At 71.9% G+C, this 19,858-nt stretch carries 15 protein-coding genes, 1 tRNA gene and 1 pseudogene; 4 read left to right on the forward strand and 13 right to left on the reverse strand.

Translation table 11 applies throughout. The annotated features are described in order from the left end of the window. Positions 1-27 precede the first annotated feature (27 nt). From lacZ to CXY01_RS10315, 4 genes are all read right to left on the reverse strand, one after another. A complete protein-coding gene (gene lacZ, locus CXY01_RS10300; protein ID WP_146927349.1) occupies positions 28-3,030 on the reverse strand; it encodes a beta-galactosidase, LacZ type in 3,003 nt (1,000 codons plus the stop codon). Further along, positions 3,027-3,839: a carbohydrate ABC transporter permease gene (locus CXY01_RS10305; protein ID WP_246125232.1), complete on the reverse strand. Its 813-nt coding sequence runs from the start codon at positions 3,837-3,839 to the stop codon at positions 3,027-3,029. The genes lacZ and CXY01_RS10305 overlap by 4 nt, the downstream gene beginning before the upstream one ends. Next, on the reverse strand, positions 3,832-4,806 hold the full coding sequence (locus CXY01_RS10310; protein ID WP_246125233.1) for a carbohydrate ABC transporter permease: 975 nt from the start codon (positions 4,804-4,806) through the stop codon (positions 3,832-3,834). Before CXY01_RS10310 ends, CXY01_RS10305 begins: the two co-directional genes overlap by 8 nt. 88 nt (positions 4,807-4,894) lie before the next feature. Continuing rightward, positions 4,895-6,208, reverse strand: coding sequence for an ABC transporter substrate-binding protein (locus tag CXY01_RS10315; protein ID WP_146927350.1), 1,314 nt, complete (start codon positions 6,206-6,208; stop codon positions 4,895-4,897). A gap of 353 nt (positions 6,209-6,561) precedes the next feature. Between CXY01_RS10315 and CXY01_RS10320 the strand changes: the two genes are divergently transcribed. Then, complete coding sequence (locus CXY01_RS10320; RefSeq protein ID WP_146927351.1) at positions 6,562-7,593, forward strand: LacI family DNA-binding transcriptional regulator; 1,032 nt, start codon at positions 6,562-6,564, stop codon at positions 7,591-7,593. Positions 7,594-7,616: 23 nt separating this feature from the next. Here the strand turns inward: CXY01_RS10320 and CXY01_RS10325 are convergent, their stop codons facing one another. Further along, entirely contained in the window at positions 7,617-8,456 is an 840-nt protein-coding gene (locus CXY01_RS10325; RefSeq protein WP_246125235.1) for a glycosyltransferase family 2 protein, read from the reverse strand. Positions 8,457-8,500: 44 nt separating this feature from the next. Next, positions 8,501-11,884 carry a DUF5107 domain-containing protein gene (locus tag CXY01_RS10330; RefSeq protein ID WP_146927353.1) on the reverse strand — a complete coding sequence of 1,128 codons (3,384 nt, stop codon included), beginning with the start codon at positions 11,882-11,884 and terminating at the stop codon, positions 8,501-8,503. Positions 11,885-11,953: 69 nt separating this feature from the next. Between CXY01_RS10330 and CXY01_RS10335 the strand changes: the two genes are divergently transcribed. Both CXY01_RS10335 and CXY01_RS10340 read left to right on the forward strand, forming a co-directional pair. Further along, positions 11,954-12,847, forward strand: coding sequence for an AraC family transcriptional regulator (locus CXY01_RS10335; RefSeq protein ID WP_146927354.1), 894 nt, complete (start codon positions 11,954-11,956; stop codon positions 12,845-12,847). A gap of 47 nt (positions 12,848-12,894) precedes the next feature. After that, entirely contained in the window at positions 12,895-15,264 is a 2,370-nt protein-coding gene (locus tag CXY01_RS10340) for a beta-galactosidase (protein ID WP_146927355.1), read from the forward strand. A 6-nt stretch (positions 15,265-15,270) separates the two neighbouring features. Here CXY01_RS10340 and CXY01_RS10345 read toward each other — a convergent pair whose 3' ends face one another. The 4 genes and pseudogenes from CXY01_RS10345 to CXY01_RS10360 all read right to left on the reverse strand — a co-directional run bounded on the left by CXY01_RS10345 (position 15,271) and on the right by CXY01_RS10360 (position 17,469). Continuing rightward, positions 15,271-16,431 (reverse strand): FAD-dependent monooxygenase, encoded by a 1,161-nt coding sequence (locus CXY01_RS10345; RefSeq protein WP_146927356.1) that lies wholly within the window; start codon positions 16,429-16,431, stop codon positions 15,271-15,273. A 68-nt stretch (positions 16,432-16,499) separates the two neighbouring features. Next, positions 16,500-16,595, reverse strand: a pseudogene (locus tag CXY01_RS10350) (dihydrofolate reductase); the annotation flags it as partial. Between the two features lie 197 nt (positions 16,596-16,792). Continuing rightward, on the reverse strand, positions 16,793-17,023 hold the full coding sequence (locus CXY01_RS10355; RefSeq protein WP_146927357.1) for a hypothetical protein: 231 nt from the start codon (positions 17,021-17,023) through the stop codon (positions 16,793-16,795). 50 nt (positions 17,024-17,073) lie between these two features. Beyond that, positions 17,074-17,469 (reverse strand): iron chaperone, encoded by a 396-nt coding sequence (locus CXY01_RS10360; RefSeq protein WP_307724392.1) that lies wholly within the window; start codon positions 17,467-17,469, stop codon positions 17,074-17,076. A 198-nt stretch (positions 17,470-17,667) separates the two neighbouring features. Here CXY01_RS10360 and CXY01_RS10365 point away from each other — a divergent pair, with 198 nt between their 5' ends. Continuing rightward, positions 17,668-18,258, forward strand: coding sequence for a TetR/AcrR family transcriptional regulator (locus CXY01_RS10365; protein ID WP_146927358.1), 591 nt, complete (start codon positions 17,668-17,670; stop codon positions 18,256-18,258). Between the two features lie 354 nt (positions 18,259-18,612). Here CXY01_RS10365 and CXY01_RS10370 read toward each other — a convergent pair. The 3 genes from CXY01_RS10370 to rsfS form a co-directional block, all read right to left on the reverse strand. Then, positions 18,613-18,685 (reverse strand) — tRNA-Ala (locus CXY01_RS10370). A gap of 71 nt (positions 18,686-18,756) precedes the next feature. Continuing rightward, positions 18,757-19,455, reverse strand: coding sequence for a histidine phosphatase family protein (locus CXY01_RS10375; RefSeq protein WP_146927359.1), 699 nt, complete (start codon positions 19,453-19,455; stop codon positions 18,757-18,759). Further along, positions 19,452-19,841 (reverse strand): ribosome silencing factor, encoded by a 390-nt coding sequence (gene rsfS, locus CXY01_RS10380; RefSeq protein WP_146927360.1) that lies wholly within the window; start codon positions 19,839-19,841, stop codon positions 19,452-19,454. Before rsfS ends, CXY01_RS10375 begins: the two co-directional genes overlap by 4 nt. Between the last annotated feature and the right edge of the window lie 17 nt (positions 19,842-19,858).

Here is a 19,858-nt window from a genome sequence, read left to right on the forward strand (position 1 = left end):
GGTGGTGCTGCGCCTGCGGAGACGCGTCTAGAGGAGCCCCCGGAAGGCGAACCGGAACGTCAGCTCGCTGTCCGTGGGCAGCCGGTACTCGGCATGGGTCTGCGCACCCCAGGAGTCGTCGCCACCCACCCCACGACGCTGCAGCGCCGGCCGCAGGATCGTCTGGTAGATCGGCGGCAGCTCGGTGTGGTGGGCCGCGTTCTCGATCTCGAACGGCGTCCACGGCAGGGCCGACAGCTCCATGCCCTGGTCCGACTCCAGCCGCAGCCCGGCCCCCCGCTCGTCCGTCACGGTCGCCCAGCGCACGCCGGTGCGGCTGCCCGCCTCCTGCGGGCGCAGGTACGGCGTGAGCGCGGTGCGCACGTCCGCCTCCCACACCCCCAGCCGGGCGCCGGCCCGGCGGTCGACGTACGACTCCTCGGGCCCGTCCCCGTACCAGCGCAGGCGGTGGAACGCGTGGTCGGTCGCCAGCAGGAGTCCCAGCTCGGGCATGTCCGACAGCCCCGCACCGGGTCGCACCGTGAGGGTCACCTCGACGCGACCGTCACCGTCCACGAGGTAGGAGAGCTCGCACTCCCCCGCGGCAGCGGGCAGCTCGTACCGGAAGCGAATCAGGACCCCCGCGTCCGTCTGCTCGACCGCGGGCTGGTCCGGGCCCCGGACGGCCGACGCGTACCGGCTGGCGAGCAGCCAGGCGCCGTCGAGTGCCGGTGCCCCCCACCCGTGCTCGTTGGAGGTGGGTGCGTGCCAGAAGCTCGGTCGCGGCACCGAGCGCAGCAGCTCCCGGCCACCGTCCGGCGTGAGCCCGTAGCGGTAGGACAGCAGCCCCCCGTGCAGCCGCGAGAACAGCGCGGTGAAGTGGCGCCCCCGGACGCCCACGTTGTGGATGCCGTGGACGACCTCGGGTGCGGGCGCCCGGCGCGCCGGCACGGAGCCCTCGACGACCACGACCGTCTGGTCGTGCGCCACCTCGTGCCCGGCGGACGCCCAGCGCGTGGTGCGGCGGAGCCGGAAGGACACGTCGACGGTGTACTCCCCGGGTGCGCTCGGCACCGTGACCGGGAGCGCGTAGACCTGCGAGTCGCCCGGGGCGACGGCCGTGTCCAGCACCTCCTCCTGCAGCACGCGCCCCTCGCGGGCGACGGTGACCACGCACTCGTGCACCGACGACGCGGTGGCCAGGTGCCGGTTCTCGACCGTCACCTTGTCGGCGCTCACCGACAACCGGTAGCCCTGGTAGAGGTAGCGCACCTCCTGGGCGAGCGGCTTGAGGGACCGGTCGGCGAAGACGATGCCGTTGCCGCTGAAGTCCGAGTCGTGCGGCGCGTCACCGAAGTCACCCCCGTACCCGAAGTACTCCCGGCCGGCGGGGTCGGTGCGCCGCAGCGCCTGGTCCGCGAAGTCCCAGATGAACCCGCCCTGGAACAGCGGCTCCCGGTAGGCGAGGTCGACGTACTTGTGGACGGCCCCGAACGAGTTGCCCATCGCGTGCGCGTACTCGCACAGCAGGTAGGGCTTGTCGCGGTGCGTCGCGAGGAACTCCTCGATCTCGGCCGCCGGCGCGTACATCCGTGAGACGACGTCGGTCGTCTGCGGGTAGCGCGGGTCCCAGTGGACACCTTCGTAGTGCACGGGCCGGGAGTCCTGCCGACGGAAGTACTCCGCGACCTCGAGGATGCCGGTGCCGCCGAACGACTCGTTGCCGCACGACCACAGGACGACGCTCGCGTGGTTCTTGTCCCGCTCGAGCATGCTCGCGGCGCGGTCGAGCAGGGTGGGCAGCCACTCGGCGCGGTCCCCGGGCAGCGCCACGTCGGTCCCGGCCCCCGCGTACCTGATCAGGTCCCACATGCCGTGCGACTCGAGGTTCATCTCGTCGATGACGTACAGCCCGTACTCGTCGCACAGCTCGTAGAAGTACGAGTTGTTCGGGTAGTGGCTGGTCCGCACCGCGTTGATGTTCAGCCGCTTCATGAGCCGGACGTCGGCCTCGGTCTGCTCGCGGGTCATCACGCGACCCTGGAGGCCGAAGTCGTGCCGGTTGACCCCGTTGAAGACGACGCGCGCACCGTTGACCTTGAGCAGGCCGTCCTCGATGCCGAACCGTCGTACACCGACCCGCACCGGGACGTGCTCGGTGAGGCGGCCCGACGCGTCGTAGACGTCGAGCGTGAGGTCGTGGAGGTACGGGTCCTCCGCACTCCACAGCCGCGGGTTCTCGATGCGGACGACGAGCTCGTCGTCGCCGGCGAGCTGTCCGGCACCGGCGATGCTGGCCTCTACCCTGCCGTCGCCCGCCAGGACCACGCGCACGCGCACGGTCACCTCGGAGAGGTCGTCGGCGACGTCGGTCACCACCCGGAGGTCCTCGACGTGCACGCGGGGCCGGCGGTACAGGACGACGTCCCGGAACAGGCCCGAGAACCGGAAGAAGTCCTGGTCCTCGATCCACGACCCGGCGCTCCACCGGACCACCTGGGCCACGATCACGTTCTCGCCGTCGACCAGGGCGTCGGTGAGGTCGAACTCCGACGGGGTGAACGAGTCCGTCCCGTAGCCCACGTAGGAGCCGTTCAGCCAGACGGCGACAGCGCTCTCCGCACCGTGGAAGCTCACGCTCAGCCGCTCGCCGTCCTCGAGCGGGTGCTCGAGGGTGAACGTCCGGCGGTACGTCGCCACGGGGTTGTACCGCTGGGGAACCTGCCCCGGCTCGAGCTGCTCGTACCCGTCCCACGGGTACTGCACGTTGGTGTACTGCGGACGGTCGTAGCCGAGCAGCTGGATGTGGGCCGGCACCGGCACGTCGTCCCAACCGGAGTCGTCGACGTCCACCCGCTCGAAGCCGGGGACCACGAGCGCGGGGCTCTTGGCGTAGTGCAGCTTCCACAGCCCGTTGAGCGACTGCTCGAAGGAGCTCGTCCCGGTCGCCGGCTCCTGCGAGGAGGCGAACCACCGGTGGTCCGAGTGCGGGTCGAGCCGGTTCTCCGAGACGAGCTCGGGGTCGCAGATGCGGTTGAGGTCGAACGTCACTTGATGGCTCCTGTCACGCCTTCGGCAAAGCTGCGCTGCAGCAGCAGGAACACGACCATCGTCGGCACCGACACGATGAGCACGGCGAGCATGAGGCTCCCGTAGTCGGTGACGTACCCGGCGCGCATGTTCGAGAGCAGCATCGGCAAGGTCTGGTACGCGTTGTCGACGAGGATCACCTTCGGCCACAGGAAGTTGTTCCAGGAGAACAGGAAGGTGATGACTCCCGCGGCAGCGAGGGTGGGCTTCATGGTCGGCAGGTAGATGCGCGCGAAGATGCTCACCTCGCCGAGGCCGTCGAGGCGCGCCGCCTCGATGATCTCGTGCGGGAACGTCCGCGACGCCTGCCGGAACAGCAGGATGAGGAACGGCGTCGCGATCAGGGGCACGATGACCGCGAACGTCGAGTTCACGAGTCCCATCTGCGCGAAGAGCCGGAACAACGGGATCATCGTCGCCGCGAACGGGATCATGATCGCCAGGAGCAGGATCGCCATGACGGCGTCCTTCGCCCGCGAGTGGTAGATCTCGAACGCGTACCCGGCGATCGAGCACAGGATCAGCGCGAGCACGGTCGTCGCGATGGCGTTCACCGACGAGTGGTAGAACGCCGACCCCAGCGGCTGGGAGTCGACCAGCGTCCGGAAGTTCTCGAGGAGGTGGCCGCCCGGCAGCAGCTTCGACGCCACGACCTCGTTGCTCGTGTTCGTCGCCGAGACGGCCATGAAGTAGAGCGGGAAGACCGACAGGAGGACGGCGACGGACAAGAACACGTACGCGGGGATCCGGCGGAGCTGAGTCTTAGTCACGCTTGTCGCCCACCTTCAGCTGGATGGCGGCCAGGATGGCCACGATGATGAGGATCGCGTAGGAGATTGCAGCCGCGTACCCGAAGTTCGGGCTGTTCCGGAACGACACGTTGTACAGGTAGTGCGACACCGTCATCGTCGTGTTGCCCGGGCCACCGTTGGTCAGGTTGTAGGACTCGTCGAACATCTGCAGCGTCCCGTTGGTCGACAGGATCGCGCAGAGCAGGATGATCGGCTTGAGCTGCGGCATGGTGACGTACCAGAACGTCTTGAACCCGTTGGCGCCGTCGACGCGAGCAGCCTCCAGCGTCGACCGGTCGATGTTCTGCAGCGCGGCCAGGAAGAAGATCATGTTGTAGCCGGTCCACCGCCACAGCAGGCCCAGGATGATCACCATCCGGGCCGTGCCCGTCTGGCCGAGCCAGTTGACGTTGGCGTCCAGCAGCCCGAACCGGATGAGCAGGTCGTTGGCGAGGCCGTCCGTCGCGAAGATCTGCCGGAACACCAGCGCGTACGACACCAGGCCGACCGCGCAGGGCAGGAAGATCGCCGTCCGCCAGAAGCCCTTGAACCTCAGCCACGGCGCGTTGAGCAGGTTCGCCAGCACCATCGCGAGGCACAGCATGATCGGCACCTGGATGATCAGGTAGATGAACGTCGTGCTCATCGTGAGCCGGAACGTCTCGTCCTCGAACAGCCGCTGGTAGTTCAGCCACAGGGGCTCTGCCCAGGTCAGCCGGGTCCCGCGTCCTGTCTGCAGCGACAGGAACAGCGCCTGGATCATCGGCCAGAAGTTGACCAGCACGATGAGGGCTGCGGCGGGGATGAGGAACGTCCACCCCGTCAGGCTCCGGCGGCGCGCTATCGCCGACAGGGGTACCCGCTTCGAACGGCCCGAGGACTCCTTCGTCCCGGGGGGAGGTGCGCTCGGAGCGCGGTCCTCGGTTGGTGCGGTGGGAGCAGACACGATCAGCTCACCTCTTCTTCGCCGGTGACGGACTGGGAGGGAAGCGGGCGGCGGAGGCGTGGAGGAACCTCCGCCGCCCGCCCTGGGATCACCCCATGGCGAACTCGACGGTCGACTGCGCCTCCGCGAGCGCCGCCTCCGGGTCCGTGCCGTTGACGATGTTGGTGATGGCGACGCTCACGGCGTCACGTCCCTCGTAGTAGTACGCACCCGTGTTGTTGCTGGGCACCTCCGCGGCGAACTTCAGGACGTCGGCGTAGATCGGCTGCCCGCCGAAGAACTCCTGCGGCTCGCTGTACACCTCCGACTCACCCGCCGGCAGCCAGTTGGCGAGCGCGCCGGAGGCCGGGAGGATCGTGTCGTAGAAGTCGGTCGAGCCGGCGAACGTCGCGTCCAGGAAGTCGGCGGCGAGCGCCTCGTTGCCGTTCGGCGTGATCGCCCAGGACGAGCCGCCGTTCGCCGTGTAGTTGGTCGCGCCGTCGACGCCATCGAGCTTCGGGACGTTGGTCACCGCCCACTTGCCGGACTGGTCCGCGGCCGACTGGATGGAGCCGGAGATCCAGACGCCGTTGACGACGCCGGCCGTGTTCGAGTTCACGATCGTGTTGATGTACTCGTCCCAGGAGTTGACCTCGACGAAGACGCCCGCCTCGACCATCTGCCCGTACATGTCGATGGCCGCCAGCAGCGCCTCGTTGTCGGTGATGGTCGGGTTGCCCTCGTCGTCGAACAGGCTCGCGCCGGCGCTCTGCAGCATCATCATGATCGTGTCGGCGGAGCCGGCCTGACCCGTGAGCATCGGCTTGCCGGTCTTGGCCAGCACGTCCTTGCCGATGGTGAGGAACTCGTCCCACGTGATGTCGGTGAAGTCGTCGACCGTGTAGCCGGCCTGCTCGAGGATGTCCGTCCGGTACGCGCCGATCGCGGTGCCGTTGTCGAACGGCACCCCGTAGTTGACGTCCTCGTACGTGGAGTACGCCACGACGGACTCGGGGAACTCGCTGAAGTCCACGTCCGAGTCCGCGAAGTCGGCGAAGATGTCCGGGTAGTTGATGACGTTCTTCTGGAACGCGTTGTTCTGCATGAGGAAGATGTCGGGCAGCTGGTCCGTCTCGCCCGACTGGGCGAGCGTCGTCAGCTTGGTCTGCACGTCCTCCCATGGCGTCTCGACGATCTCGAGCTTGAAGTCCGGGTTGTCGGCCTGGAAGACCTTCTCGGCCTCCTCGAGGGCGTAGATGTTGAAGGCCGGGTCCCAGGCCCAGACCGTCAGGGTGTTGTCCTCGGCGCCCCCGCCACCCGTCTCGTCCCCGCCCGAACCGCCGTCCCCGCCGCTGCAGGCGGCGAGAGCGAGGCTCAGCGTCATGACGGCGCCCAGCGCCCCGAGCGTGCGTGTCTTCTTCATCGGGTGATCCCTTCGTGCTGTTGGTCGTCCCGTGGACCGTCGCCGGCTCTCGCCGAGCCGCCGGCTCCCGCTCGCCCGGCGCGACGTCGCGGCGGTTGGACGGGACAGGTCGACTGTGCTGTTGGAGGTCGTGCGCCGTGCTCAGTTGAGGCGGTCTGCCAGCTCCGCACCGTGAGGGTCTGGTCGACATCGACCGTGAGCGACACCCGTGTCGCTCGACCCCCGAGGGCGCGTTTGGTGACGTCACCATAGCAGCGCGTCCCGATTCGTAAAGCGACGCTTTGGTAACGGTCCGACACACACCTTCGACGTTTGGTGACGTCACCATGGCGTTTCCGCACTAGCATCTCGCCATGACAACCGCGTCAGCACCTGGCCGCCGCCGCTCAGGTCCGTCGATCGGCGACGTCGCGCGTCTTGCCGGCGTCTCGCCCCAGACGGTCTCGCGCGTCTCGACCGGCGCCGACTCGGTCCGGCCGAGCACCCGCGCCAAGGTCGTGCTCGCCATGGACCAGCTCGGCTACTCGCCGAACCGGGCGGCCCAGGCGCTGCGGAACGGCACGTTCGGCGCCATCGGGGTGCTGTCGACCGGCTTCCAGCGCACCGGTGAGGCCCTCACCGCCGAGGCCCTGGTCGAGGCCGCCGCGCTCGAGGACTACTCGGTCACGCTCCTGCACGTGCGCAACCCCGCTCGCGAGAGCTGGGACAACGCAGCGCACCGCATCTCGCACCAGGCCATCGACGGCCTCGTCATCATGCGGGCCGAGCAGGCGTCGCCGGCGACGCTGGCGCTCCCCACCGGCATGCCGGTGGCGGTGTCCTTCTCCAAGTTCGCGGGCCACTACCCCACCGTCTCCGCCGACCAGGTGCAGGGCAGCGAGGATGCGGTCCGCCACCTGCTCGGCCTGGGGCACCGCACCGTGCACCACCTCGCCGGGCCGCAGGACTCGGAGCACGCCCTCGTCCGCAGCGGGACGTGGCGCCGCTGCCTCCTGGAGGCGGGGATCCGTCCACCCGAGCCGGTGTACGGGGACTGGAGCGCGCACGACGGGTACGAGGCGGGACGGCGGCTGGCGGCCGACCCCGAGGTCACCGCCGTCTTCTGCGCCAACGACGAGATGGCGCTCGGCCTGGTGCGGGCGCTGCACGAGGCCGGCCGCCGCGTCCCGGACGACGTGTCCGTGGTGGGCTTCGACGACATCGCCGTCGCCGGCTGGACGTCACCGCCCCTGACGACCGTCCGGCAGGACTTCCACGCCATCGGCCGCGCGCTCATCACGCTCGTCGTCGGACAGCTCCGCCTGCGGTCCGTCCCGCCACCAGCCCTGACGGTCGTGCCCACGGAGCTCATCGTCCGGGCGAGCACCGGACCCCCTCCGCGCTGAACCCGGGCCGCGCCGTCGCCGGCCTACCCCCGGCGCACGGCGATCCGGACGGCCGCAGCCATGCCACCGTCGCCGTACGTGACCTCCCCGACCGGCAGCGACGGGTCCGCGGCCACGAGGTCCTCCCACCGACCGGCGGCGTCGATGGCGCGGGCCTCGAGCGCCAGCAGCACCTCCCGCAGGTGCCGCTCGAAGACGTCGCGGTGCTTGTCGACGAGCCGGCCGTAGAGCTCGAGCCGGGAGTCCATGGACCGGACGTTCGCCGACGCGGGCGCCGTCCGGTACTCGACGAGCGGCTCCGGCACGACGGTGACGTGCCCACCGTCGCCGACGAGCGACAGGAAGAAGTCCCAGTCCTCGAACCCGCTGCGCATGTCCTCGTCGTACCCGCCGCACGCACGCCACGCGTCGCGGCGGACGACCGCGGTCGCGGGGCAGGCGTTGCGGTGCAGGAAGTCGACGGCCGACCCTCCGCCGGGCCGCACCACCGCGTCGATCACGCCGTGCGCGTGCAGCCACGACGACGCGGCACGTGCGCCGGGGTCGTCCTCGAGGACCGCGACCGTCCTCTCGAGGAACGTCGGCGCAAGGCGGTCGTCACCGTCCAGCACCGCCACGACGTCCGTCCCGGCGGCGGCGGCGATCCCCGCGTTCCGAGCCGCGCCGACCCCGCGGTTGGGCTGACGCAGCACCCGGACGCGAGCGTCTTCCTGGAGGCGCTCGATGACCGCGACCGACCCGGCGTCGGTCGAGCCGTCGTCGACCACGATGACGGCGTCCGGGACGCGGGTCTGGTCCAGGGCCGACTCGACCGCCTCGGCGACCAGCTCGCCCTGGTCGAACGCGGTGACGATCACGCTCACGCTCAGCACGCCCCATGCTGGCACGAGCGGCGACGCGTCACGCCTCACGCCGGAGCCAGCTGCCGCCGGAGGTCGAGGGCGCGCAGCCGGCCGGGCTCGCGGGCGAGCACGTCGTCGAGGCGCGCCGCCGCGGCGTCGAGGTCACCCCGCAGGGCCGCGACCTGCGCCTCCAGCAGCATCGCCGTCGTCGTCTGCGCGGCCTGCAGGTCGTCCTCGAAGAGCAGCAGGGTCGGCAGCGAGGTCGCGAAGTAGTCCACCGTCGCAGGCGTCGAACGGAGCGTCTCCGCGTGCGCGGCGAGGCCGTCGACCAGGGCGTCGGCGCGGACGTCGTCGCCGAGACGGCGCAATGCCAGCACCGCGTAGCAGGTCGTCTCCGAGAGCTCGACGTGGGCCATGCCCTGGAAGTCGCCCGTCGAGCCGGCGGCCTGCGACCAGGCGGCGGCGGCGCCCGCGTCGTCACCCGTCGCGGCGAGGGCGTCGCCGCGCACCAGGTGCAGCTGGGCGGTGGTGGCCAGCGGGTGCCGGGCCTCACCGAGGTTCGCCGGGGTATCGAGGGCCGCGCCGACGTGCTCGAGCGCGCGCTGCCCGTCACCGGCGGCGAGTGCGCGCCGGGCGAGCGCGAGCAGTGCCTCGTCCCAGGCCGAGAGCACCTGCCCCTCGCCGCCCTCCCACGGCTGGAACCAGCGGCCTCGGAGGAGCTCGAGCGCGACCTCGGGCGTGCCCGTCGCGGTGCGCAGCTGCGCCACCTCCACGACGAGGTCGTCGCGGGCGTCGACCGCCGCGCGTTCGCCCACGAGCACGGCGAGGCGCTCCTCGGGCGTCGCGCCCGACCGCATGGCCAGCTGGTCACGCTCGTAGACCAGGCGGGGGTCGCCGGGTGCGACCGCGAGCGCGCTCTCGTAGTGCCGCCGAGCCTCCTGCGGGTCGCCCAGAACGTTGAACGCCGCGACCGCACGGTTGCGCCACACGACCGGGTCGCTCGGATCCAGCTCGGTCGACGTGCACCAGGCGGCGATCGCGTCGTGGTGACGGCGCTGGAAGTACAGCCAGTGGCCGAGGAGCGCCCAGGCCCGGGCGTCGTCGGGGTGCCGCTCGACGTGCGCCTGCAGCATGTCCGCGTCGTCGAGGCGCGACGCGAGGCAGTGCACGGCGGGCACCGTCCGCGCCAGCGCGCGGTGCCGGTCGGCGTCGTCGTGCTCGCCGGCCGCCCGCAGGATCCGTGCCGCGTGCAGGTGCACGAGCGGCCGGACCTCGACCTGACCGAGGGCAGGCTCGACCTCGGCCGCGGTCTCGAGTAGCCGCACCGCGTCGGGCCACGCACCGAGCGAGTCGTACTCGAGCGCGACGTCGAGCAGCGTCGGGGCGTCCGTCGCGACGTCCTGACCCGCCAGGTCGCGCGTCCACACGTCGAGCGGGTCGCGGTCCAGCGCCCGCGCCAGCACGGCGTCCGCCTCGGCGTCGCGGCCGGCGCGCCGCAGCAGGACGACGAGCACCGCCTGCGCCTGCAGGTTGTCCGCGTCGGCGGCGGCCTCCCGGGCGTGCTCGAGGGCGGGACGGTCGTTGCCGCGCGCGGCGTCGAGCCGTGCCATCGCCAGCAGCGCCGGACCGCGCCACGCCCGGTTCCACCGCGCCTTGCCCCACGCCTCGTCGGCCTCGTCCGGGCGACCGGTGCGCGCGAGCACCTGGCCGAGGCGGAAGGTCGCCTCGCCGTCGCCAGGGTTCGGGTTCAGCCGGGTCAGGCGGGCGAGCGCCGTGCGCAGGTGCTGCTCCGCCTCGGCATACCGGCCGGCCGAACAGCGCCGTGCGGCGAGCGCGACGTTCGAGCGGTGGTCGCCCTCGTCGCGACGCAGAGCCTCGAGCCAGTACGGCTCGGGTGAGCGGGTCGCGTGCCGGTACTGGTCGAGGTGCACGCCGATCAGGTACAGCTCGTCGACGGACGGGACGTCGGCGGGCGCCGCCGGCTCCTGCGCAGGCTCGGGCATCGGCGGGGCGCCGTGCACCGCGCGGGGTCGCCACACGATGACCTCGGCACCGCCGTGCTCGACGACGAGCGTCAGGTCGTCGGGTGCCCAGGCGGCGTCGAGCGTCAGGTCATGCACGATCGGACGATCCGGACCCGAGTCGGCCTCCACCTGCCAGAGCGTCGCACCGTCGGGCCCGGTCAGGCGCACGGCGACACCGGCGCGGTCCTGCGTCATCGCGACCCCGACCCGCACGGCGGTGGTCGCGGTGCCTGCGCCGCCCGGGGTCACGTCGAGGCGGACGGCCGCCTCGAGGTTGGCCTGGTGGACCGGACCGGTCTCGCGGATCGGGTACCAGTACTGGCTGAACGCCTTCGTCTCGCCCGGCGCCAGGAACGCGAAGTCGGGCTGGTTGTCCGTGAAGACGCCGGCCATGAGCTCGACGTACGGCCCGTCGGTGTCGGTGAGGTTCGCGTCCCAGGCCCTGCCGAACGCGCCGGTGCCCCAGGTCCACTGCTTCTTGCCGGGCGCGACCTGGTGGTCGGCCCAGTGCACGAAGCCTGCACGGCGGCCGTGGTCGTAGCCGCCGAAGAAGTCGTCCTGCGTCCCGAGCGCCATGTACGACGTGGGCACCGGGATGTTCCGGTACCAGTCGAGCCGGTCAGGGTCGGGGGCACTGTCGGGGTGCGCCCCAGCCTTCCGGGCCGGGTAGTCGATCCCGTAGTACGGCCGGTCGGCGGCGGGGAACGCCGTCACGGCGCGCTTGGCGTGGTCGGCGACGGCGTGCACGTCGGTCGGGAAGAACGACTGGTAGTCGTCGTTCACGGCGGCCGCGACGTTGGCCCACCAGAGGAAGGTCTGCACCTCGTCCGTGCGGTTGAACAGCCTCACGCGCAGCTCGATCACCGACGAGTCCGGACGCAGGCGGATGCCGTGCATGCCCTTCATGCGGGCGAACGGGTCGTGGTCGGAGCACCACACCGTCACGGCCCCGTCGGCCTCGTGCTCGATCGTCGCCTCGACCGGCAGGAACGTCGCCGGGCGGTGGTGCTGCGGCCAGTTGAGCTCGACGCCGCCCGAGATCCAGGGGCCGGCGAGCCCGACGAGCGCCGGCTTGATGACGTTGTTGCGGTAGAAGAAGTCGTACCCGTTGGTGGTGTCCATCCCGACGTGGATGCGGCCCCCCAGCTCCGGCAGGATCATCAGCCGGACCCACGGGTTCTCGAGGTGGATCGCGTCCCAGACGTGGGGCGCCTTGGTGCGGCTGATGCGCTCGTGGAACGGCAGCGGGTACACCCGGCCCGACGAGCCCTGGTAGACGCGGTTCTCCAGGAACGCCGGGTACCGGTCCGCCGGCTCCGGCAGGTAGGTGTCGATGGTGACCGGCTGGCGCCACGCGGCGACCGCCCGACCCACGAGGTGGGCGGGCACGGCGGGGAGGTCGAGGCGGGACTCGTCGTCGAGCATGGGCAGGACGCTACGTGCCGGTCGGGATGCTGCAGAATGGGCATTCTTCCGAGACACATGGACGAATCGATGACCGCAGTGCCGCAGACGCCGCCCCGCCGACGTGACGGCTTCCCGGGGCAGCGCATGCACGTGCTCCCCCGCCCGCTCGTCGAGCAGGCACTGCGGACGCGACCGCTGTCCCAGCTGCTCGTCACCGACGCCGGGTACTTCCCGCGCGCGTCGACCCACGGGCGCGCCCGCACGCACGGCGCCCCGCAGCACATCGTGATCGTGTGCGCGGCGGGCCGCGGGACCTGCACGCTGCCGTCGGGCGTGCACCAGGTGCGCGCGGGCCAGGCGCTCGTCATCCCCGCGGGTCTGCCCCACCGCTACGAGGCGGACGCCGAGGAGCCCTGGACCATCTGGTGGATGCACCTGGTGGGTCAGCAGGTACCCGACCTCCTGGCGGCGACCGGCGCCACGCCGGACCAGCCGGTCGTCGGGCTCGGCGACCCGGCCCCCGTCATCTCCCTCGTCGACGCGATCCTGCGCCGCATGGAGCGCGACGAGACGATGGCCAGCCTCCTGGCGTCCTCCGGTGCCGCCTGGCACGCGCTGGCGCTCCTGGCAGCCGACCGGCGGACGATCGGCCGGCAGCAGCCGGACCCGGTCGCGGCGACGATCGAGCACCTCCGCGCGAACGTCTCGACCCGCATCCCCCTGGCCGACCTCGCGGGCATGGCCGGGCTGAGCGTCTCGCACTACTCCGCGCGGTTCCGACGAGCCACCGGCTACGGCGCGCTCGAGTACCAGACCCGTCTGCGCATGGGCACCGCGCGCGAGCTCCTCGACACCACCGACCGGCCCGTCGCGTCCGTGGCCGCCCAGGTCGGGTTCAGCGACCCGCTCTACTTCTCCCGCCAGTTCCACCGGGTCCACGGCATGAGCCCGACCGAGTACCGCTCGCACGACAAGGGCTGAGCGCAGGCGCGCTCAGCGAACCGTCCAGGCCTGTTGCAAGGAGAGACATGACCAGCCACCTCACCGTCGTCGCCCCGACGGCACCACGTCGCGGCCACCTCGACGTCGGCGAGCCGCCCGCCGGCGACGACCGGATCGAGGTGACCAGCAGGTGGGTCGAGCGGGGTGGCGTCCCGTGGTTCCCCGTCACGGGTGAGATCCACTACTCGCGCGTCCCCCGCGATCGCTGGCGTGACGTCCTGGGCCACGCCCGGGCCGGCGGCCTGACCTCCGTGGCGACCTACGTGTTCTGGCAGGCGCACGAGCCGGAGCCCGGCGTCTTCCGCTGGGACGGCCAGCTCGACCTGCGCGCCTTCGTCGAGGAGGCCGGGGCGCAGGGCCTCGACGTCGTCGTCCGGCTCGGCCCCTGGGCCCACGGCGAGGCGCGGTACGGCGGCTTCCCCGACTGGCTCGTCGAGCGAGACGTCGCCACCCGCACCGACGACCCGGCGTACCTCGGTCTCGTGGAGGCCTTCTACGCGCGGACGATCGCGCAGCTCCGGGGCCTGGCGCACGCCGAGGGCGGGCCGATCGTCGGCGCACAGATCGACAACGAGCTCTACGACCAGCCGCAGCACCTCGCACGCCTGCGCGGGCTCGCCGAGGAGCTCGGGCTCCGGCTCCCCCTCTGGACCGCGACCGGCTGGGGCGGTGCGCAGGTCCCCGACACCCTGCTGCCCGTGTACAGCGCCTACGCCGACGGCTTCTGGGACGACGAGCAGACGGAGTGGCCCGAGTTCTCGGCGTTCCACTTCCGCTACAGCCCGGTCCGCGACGACCTGTCCGTCGGTGCGGACCTGCGCGAGGCGCTCGACGGGATCACGGTCGACCCCGGCGCGGTGCCGCTGACGGACGACGCCGCGGTGCCCTTCGCGACGTGCGAGCTCGGCGGAGGGATGCACGTCGCGTACCACCGCAGGCCGCTGGTGGCACCCACCGACGTCGCCGCGCTCGCGCTCGCCAAGCTCGGCAGCGGCTCGATCTGGCAGGGCTACTACATGTACGCCGGAGGGACGCAGCGCACGGGTCCGCACGGCTCCGAGCAGGAGTCCCACGCGACCGGCTACCCCAACGACGTCCCGCAGGTGACCTACGACTTCGCCGCCCCGATCGGCGAGCACGGTCAGATCCGTCCCCACCACCACCACCTGCGCGCCCAGCACCTCTGGCTCCGGGAGGACGGACGTCGCCTGGCCACCATGGCCACGACGGTCGGAGGCGGCAGCGCCGACCCGACCGAGCTTCGCTGGGCCGTGCGGTCCGACGGTCGCAGCGGCTACCTGTTCGCCTCGACGTACCAGCCCGCGAAGGCGGCTCTGCCGGAGCAGCGCGACGTGCAGCTCACGGTGACCCTCGACGGCGGCGACGTCACGGTGCCCACCCAGCCGGTCACGGTCCCGGCCGGTGTCTCGGTGGTCTGGCCGCTGAGGTACCCGCTCGCGCCGGGCGTCGTGCTGCGGAGTGCGACCGCACGGGTCCTCACCCGCGTCACCGTCGACGACCGCGACGTCGTCGTGCTGGGCGCCTACGACGGCATCCCCGTCGAGCTCGTCCTCGACGGGAGCCACGACGTCGGTGGGGCGGGTGCAGCCGTCCACCGCGGGGACGCGACGATCATCTCGCTCGCCGCACCGGCCGGCCCGACGTGCGTCGTCGAGCTGGAGAAGACCCGGATCATCGTCCTGGACCAGCAGAGCACCGACCGGCTCTACCTGCTCGAGGTCGACGGCCGGGAACGGCTGGTGCTGTCGTCCGCACCGCTCTACGCGCTGGACGGCGAGCTCGTCGTGCAGACGGAGGGCCCGGACGTGACCGTCGCGCTCCTCCCCGCTCCTGAGGCCCTCCGGGCGCAGGGCGGGGACCTGAGCGAGCCGTCCGACGACGGCCCCTGGCGGTCGTGGCGGGTGAGCGCGCCGCAGGCAGGCCGTCGCACGCTCGTCTCCGGGCTCCACCCGGGAGCGACCCCGCCCCGTCCTGAGCGCGGCGGCCCCCTCAACCGGCTCAGCGCCCCCACCGACTTCTCCGGTGCCGCCGTCGTGCGGGTCGAGGTCCCCGGAGAGGTGGTCGACGGCGTCGACCGCACGCTGCTCCGCGTGCGGTGGACCGGAGACGTCGGCCGCGCCTACGTCGGCGACGAGCTGATCAGCGACCACTTCTGGCACGGCCGCGACTGGGACGTCGACCTCACGCCGTGGGCGTCCGCGATCGCCCGGCACGGTGTGCGGCTCGAGCTCCTGCCCTGGCAGCGCAGCACCGGCGTCTGGGTCGACCCGACCGTGCGGGACATCCCCGACGGGGTGCACGTGGAAGCCGTCGACGTCGTCCGCGTCGGTCAGGTCCGTCTGACGACGCACGACGGACCGTCAGCCCGCGACTGAGGTCTCTCAGGTCGGTGGCCGCCAGCCGACCACGTCCTGGAGACGGCGCTCCATCAGCGGTGCGGCGAAGCGGCCCGCGACGCGCATGCCGAGGTCGCGCAGCGCGACCGCCACGCCCGACGTCCACGCGGTCGGGGCGCCGACCTGCGCGGACATCCGCGCGATCCGGGTGGTCCGTGGCACGCGTGCTGCCGAGTACGCGGCCAGCCCGCCGCCGACCGGGACGCCGTCGACGGCGGCCGCCAGGACCACCGCATCCTCCAGCGCCTGGCAGCCGCCCTGGCCGAGGTTGGGCGGCATCGCGTGGGCCGCGTCGCCGAGGAGGGCGACGCGGCCGACGTCGAACCGAGGCAGGGGCGTCGCGAGCCACCGCAGGTCGTGGTGCAGCACCGCGGCCGGGTCCAGGTCCGCGAGCAGGTCCGGGAGCGGCGCGTGCCAGCCGCCGAACCGGCGCCGCAGCTCATCGGGCTCGTCGTCGAACCGGGTGCCCTCGGGCAGCACGGCCGTCAGGTAGCAGTAGACCCGGCCGTCCGCGAGCGGCGTCAGGCCGACGATCGACCCGCGGCCCCACGTCTCCGCCGGCGCGACACCACCCGGCGGTGCGTCCGCGACGAACCTCCAGGCCGTCACCCCCGTGTACGTCGGCGCGGGGTGGGCGGGGAACAGAGCCCGGCGGGTGGGCGAGTCGATGCCGTCGGCGGCCACGACGAGGTCGGCGGTCAGCTCCTCAGCGAGCCCGGCCACCGTGACCACCGCGCTCGCGCCGCCCGGCGCACCCGGTGAGACCGACGTGACGTCCGCCCCGAGCCGGAGCGCCCCCGCGGGCAGGGCGGCGGCGAGCAGGTCGACGAGCTGCGCGCGGTGCAGCACGACAGCGGTGTCTCCGAGCCGCTCCCCCGTCGCGGTGACGTCGGCCCGCACCAGCCAGTGCCCGTCGGGCGTGCGCAGTCCCACCTCGCCCCCCAGCCGCGCCATCCCCCGCACGGCGTCCCCGACCCCGAGCGCGTCCAGCGCCCGGAGCGCATTCGGTGCGAGCGCGATCCCGGCCCCGACCGGCTCGAGCGACGAGGCGCGTTCGAGCACCGTCACCGACCAGCCACGCCCCGCGAGGGCCACCCCCGCCGCGAGGCCTCCGATCCCAGCACCGAGCACCGCGGCCGACGTCATGCAGCACAGTGTGCCGCGGGCCCTCGGCCCCGTCGCTCCTCAGGCCGGCCAGGGCTCCCGGGCGGTGGTCACGGACGGCGCACCCGATAGCGCAGGTGCAGCACCCGGTGGCCCTGCACGACGACGTCCGGGCCCTCCAGCAGGTGCTGGGCGTCGACCGAGCCACAGCCTCGATGCCGTGGACGACGGGCGCTGCTCCTCGATGTCGTCGTGACGCGCGGGCACCAAGATGTCCGAGGCGACGTCTCCTCTCCAGTCAGGACGTCGAAGGCCGGTGAGTTCAGACCGGCCCGGCCGCGCCGGCTGGTTCGGTTCGTCGTCATGGTGTGCCTCGTGGCGGCTGGGCACGCTCCAGGAGGTGTCACGAGAGTTCTGCGAAGGCCGTCTTGGTGGAGCGATACCAGGCCATCGCCTTCACGGGCCTTCTCCACCGCGCTCTCATCTCCTCGTGCGCGGGAACGTGGTCTGCGTCGCCGCCGCGGGCTGCCTCACGCAGATGACGGTCCTGTGCCTTGATGATCTCGTCGGCGGTCTCTCCGTGCAGCGAGAGCTGGCACGGGCCTCCGAGCTGCTGGCAGGTCATGCTCTTCATCGGGGTCCTCCTCGTCGGGGTTCGGCTCGCGTCTCGTGCGCTGCGGGAAGTCAGCCGACGGCCTTCGTCACCAGGTGCTCGATCCGCCTCTCCACGTCGGCCGACACCTCGGTGATGGCAAAACCCGCGGCCCACATCGCGCCGTCGTCGAGCCTTGCCTGGTCACTGAAACCCAGGGTCGCGTACCGCGCCTTGAACTTCGCTGCGCTCTGGAAGAAGCAGACGACCGTGCCGTCGAGCGCGTAGGCGGGCATCCCGTACCAGAGTCGCGGCTCGAGCCTCGGTGCGCTGGCCGTGATGACGGCGTGCACCCGCTCCGCGATAGCCCGGTCCGCCTCGTTCATCTCAGCGATCTTCTCGAGCACTCCTCGCTCGGCCTCGGCGGCCTTCTGCACCGTCGAACCGCGCCGGGTGGCCGCCTGCACCTCTTTCGCGCGCTCCTTCACGGCGGCGCGCTCCTCGGCCGTGAACGAGCCCTGCGCTGGTGTCGTCGTCGTGCCCATGTCGATGTTTCCTCTCGGGTCCGTGGGGCGAAGGGGGTGCCCCAACCAGTTGCATCGACACGGTGCGTGCCGATGCCGGGAATCCTGCACCGCCGCCACCGCTCCTGTCAACGGCACGCTGCGTGCCGGTAGGGTGGGGGTATGGATGGTGAGTCGACCGCACCCCGGCGTCGCGGTGCAGAGCGCACGAGAGAGCTGCTCGACGTGATCCTCGCGCTGGCCGAGGAATCCGGATACAAGGGCATGACCATCGAAGCCGTCGCGCGTCGTGCCGGCGTGGGGAAGCACACCATCTACCGGCGCTGGTCGAGCATCGCCGAGCTGCTGCTCGACGCGCTCAGTCATGTCTGGGTCAGCGACCTGGACTATCGCTCTGATGGGCCGGTTCGCGAGGACCTGCGCGAACAGTTCCTGCGGTCCAGTCGGGCGCTGTCCACCCCGCCGATCGGCCCGGTCTACCGGGCGGTCATCGCCGAGGCGCAGTCGGATCCGGCGGTGCGAGATGCGCTCTACAACCGATTCCTGGTCACCGTCGAGCAGAGAACGCTCGAACGGGTCCAGCGGGCGCAGCGCACCGGTGAGCTGGACGCCGAGGCGGACCTGCAGTTCGCCGCGGAGATGCTGAGTGGGACCTTGTACTACCGCGCCCTGCTGACGCCGCGCCCCGTCGACGACGCCGCCATCGACGGTCTTCTTGACATGTTCATGGCCGCCTACGCGACAGAGCCGTGACCTGCCGACCGGGTGTGTGAACGACAGGCTGACGATCCTGGCCGTGGACGCCTGGCTGAACGAGATCGACATCGACCCCCGGGCGGCGGCCCTGGGAGCGCAGGTCGTCCAGCGCCTGGCTGACGGACAGGTAGGCGGCGAGCTCGGACAGGGTCATCGCCGGCTCGGTGGCCGACGTCACGTTGGACCCCCATGCCAGCGGGTGTGCGGCGTTCGGCCCACCACGCGGCAGGAAACCCGAGATCCGATCCACCGGGGTCGAGTCTGGACCGACACGTGTCCATGAGATGTCCAGAGGCCACGTCAGGCTCCTGGGTTCAGGATCCCGGCGTGGCCTCTGACCAGCACGTTCGGTGGAGCTGAGGGGATTCGAACCCCTGACCCCCTGCATGCCATGCAGGTGCGCTACCAGCTGCGCCACAGCCCCGCGGCCCCCCGAGGGGAACCACTTACGCCCGTAGGCGCTCGGAGAGTCTAGGACGAACGCACGCCCAAATGCTAATCGGGGTCCCGGGTCTCGGCGTCGGCGTCCGAGTCGCGCGCGGTGTCGGGTCCGGCGTTCCAGTCCGTCGACGCGTCCGTGGGGCCCAGGTTGTACCCGACCATGCGCCAGGACGGCGAGAAGTCGCCGCGGGTGGCCACGAGCTCCGTCCAGTGCGCGTTCAGCATGCCGGCGAAGCCGTGCCAGTCGGTGGGCATGCCGAGCAGGTCGCCGACGGCGCAGCTGATGGCGGAACCGTGCGAGACCACCACCAGGGTGTCGTCGGGACCGAGCGCCGACGCGTGCTCGAGGACGCCCTCCCGCACGCGCTGGGCGACCTCGGCGCGGGTCTCCGCGCCGACGCCCTCGGGCTGCCCGCCTGCTCGCCAGACGGCGAACTCCTCGGGCCAGTCGCGGCGCAGCTCGTCACCGGTCAGCCCTTCCCACCGGCCGAACGCCCGCTCGCGCAGCCGGGCGTCCACGGTGAGGTCGAGGCCTGCCGCCATGGCGAGGAAGCGTGCCGTCTCGTGGGCGCGGCTGAGGTCGGAGACGACGATCGCCGTCGGTTCGTGCCGGGTCAGCAGCCGGGCGGCCGCCGTGCGGGCCTGCCAGCGGCCGACCGCGTCGAGCGGGATGTCGACCTGGCCCTGGAGACGCGCCTCGGAGTTGTACGCGGTCCGGCCGTGCCGGACCAGGAGCAGACGCCCTGCCGTCACGCGTCGGCGCCCTCGTCGGTCCCCCGCGCGTCAGCGGGGAGCTCGATCAGAGGGCAGTCCTTCCACAGCCGCTCGAGGGCGTAGTACACCCGGTCCTCCGCGTGCTGCACGTGCACCACGACGTCCCCGAAGTCGACGAGGACCCACCGACCCGCGGCCTTGCCCTCGCGACGGATGGGCTTGGCACCGAGCTTGAACAGGGCCTCCTCGACGGCGTCGACGATGGCGCCGACCTGCCGCTCGTTGGAGCCCGAGGCGATGAGGAAGACGTCCGTGAGGACCAGCTGCTCGCTGACGTCGAGAGCGATGATCTCCTCGGCCTTGATGTCGGAGGCGGCGCGAGCGGCCGCCACGGCCAGCTCGATCGCTCGTTCGGTCGCAGCCACAGGTCTCCTTGGTTCGG

The organism is Cellulomonas xylanilytica (genome assembly GCF_007989805.1).
Classification (GTDB): Bacteria; Actinomycetota; Actinomycetes; order Actinomycetales; family Cellulomonadaceae; genus Cellulomonas; species Cellulomonas xylanilytica.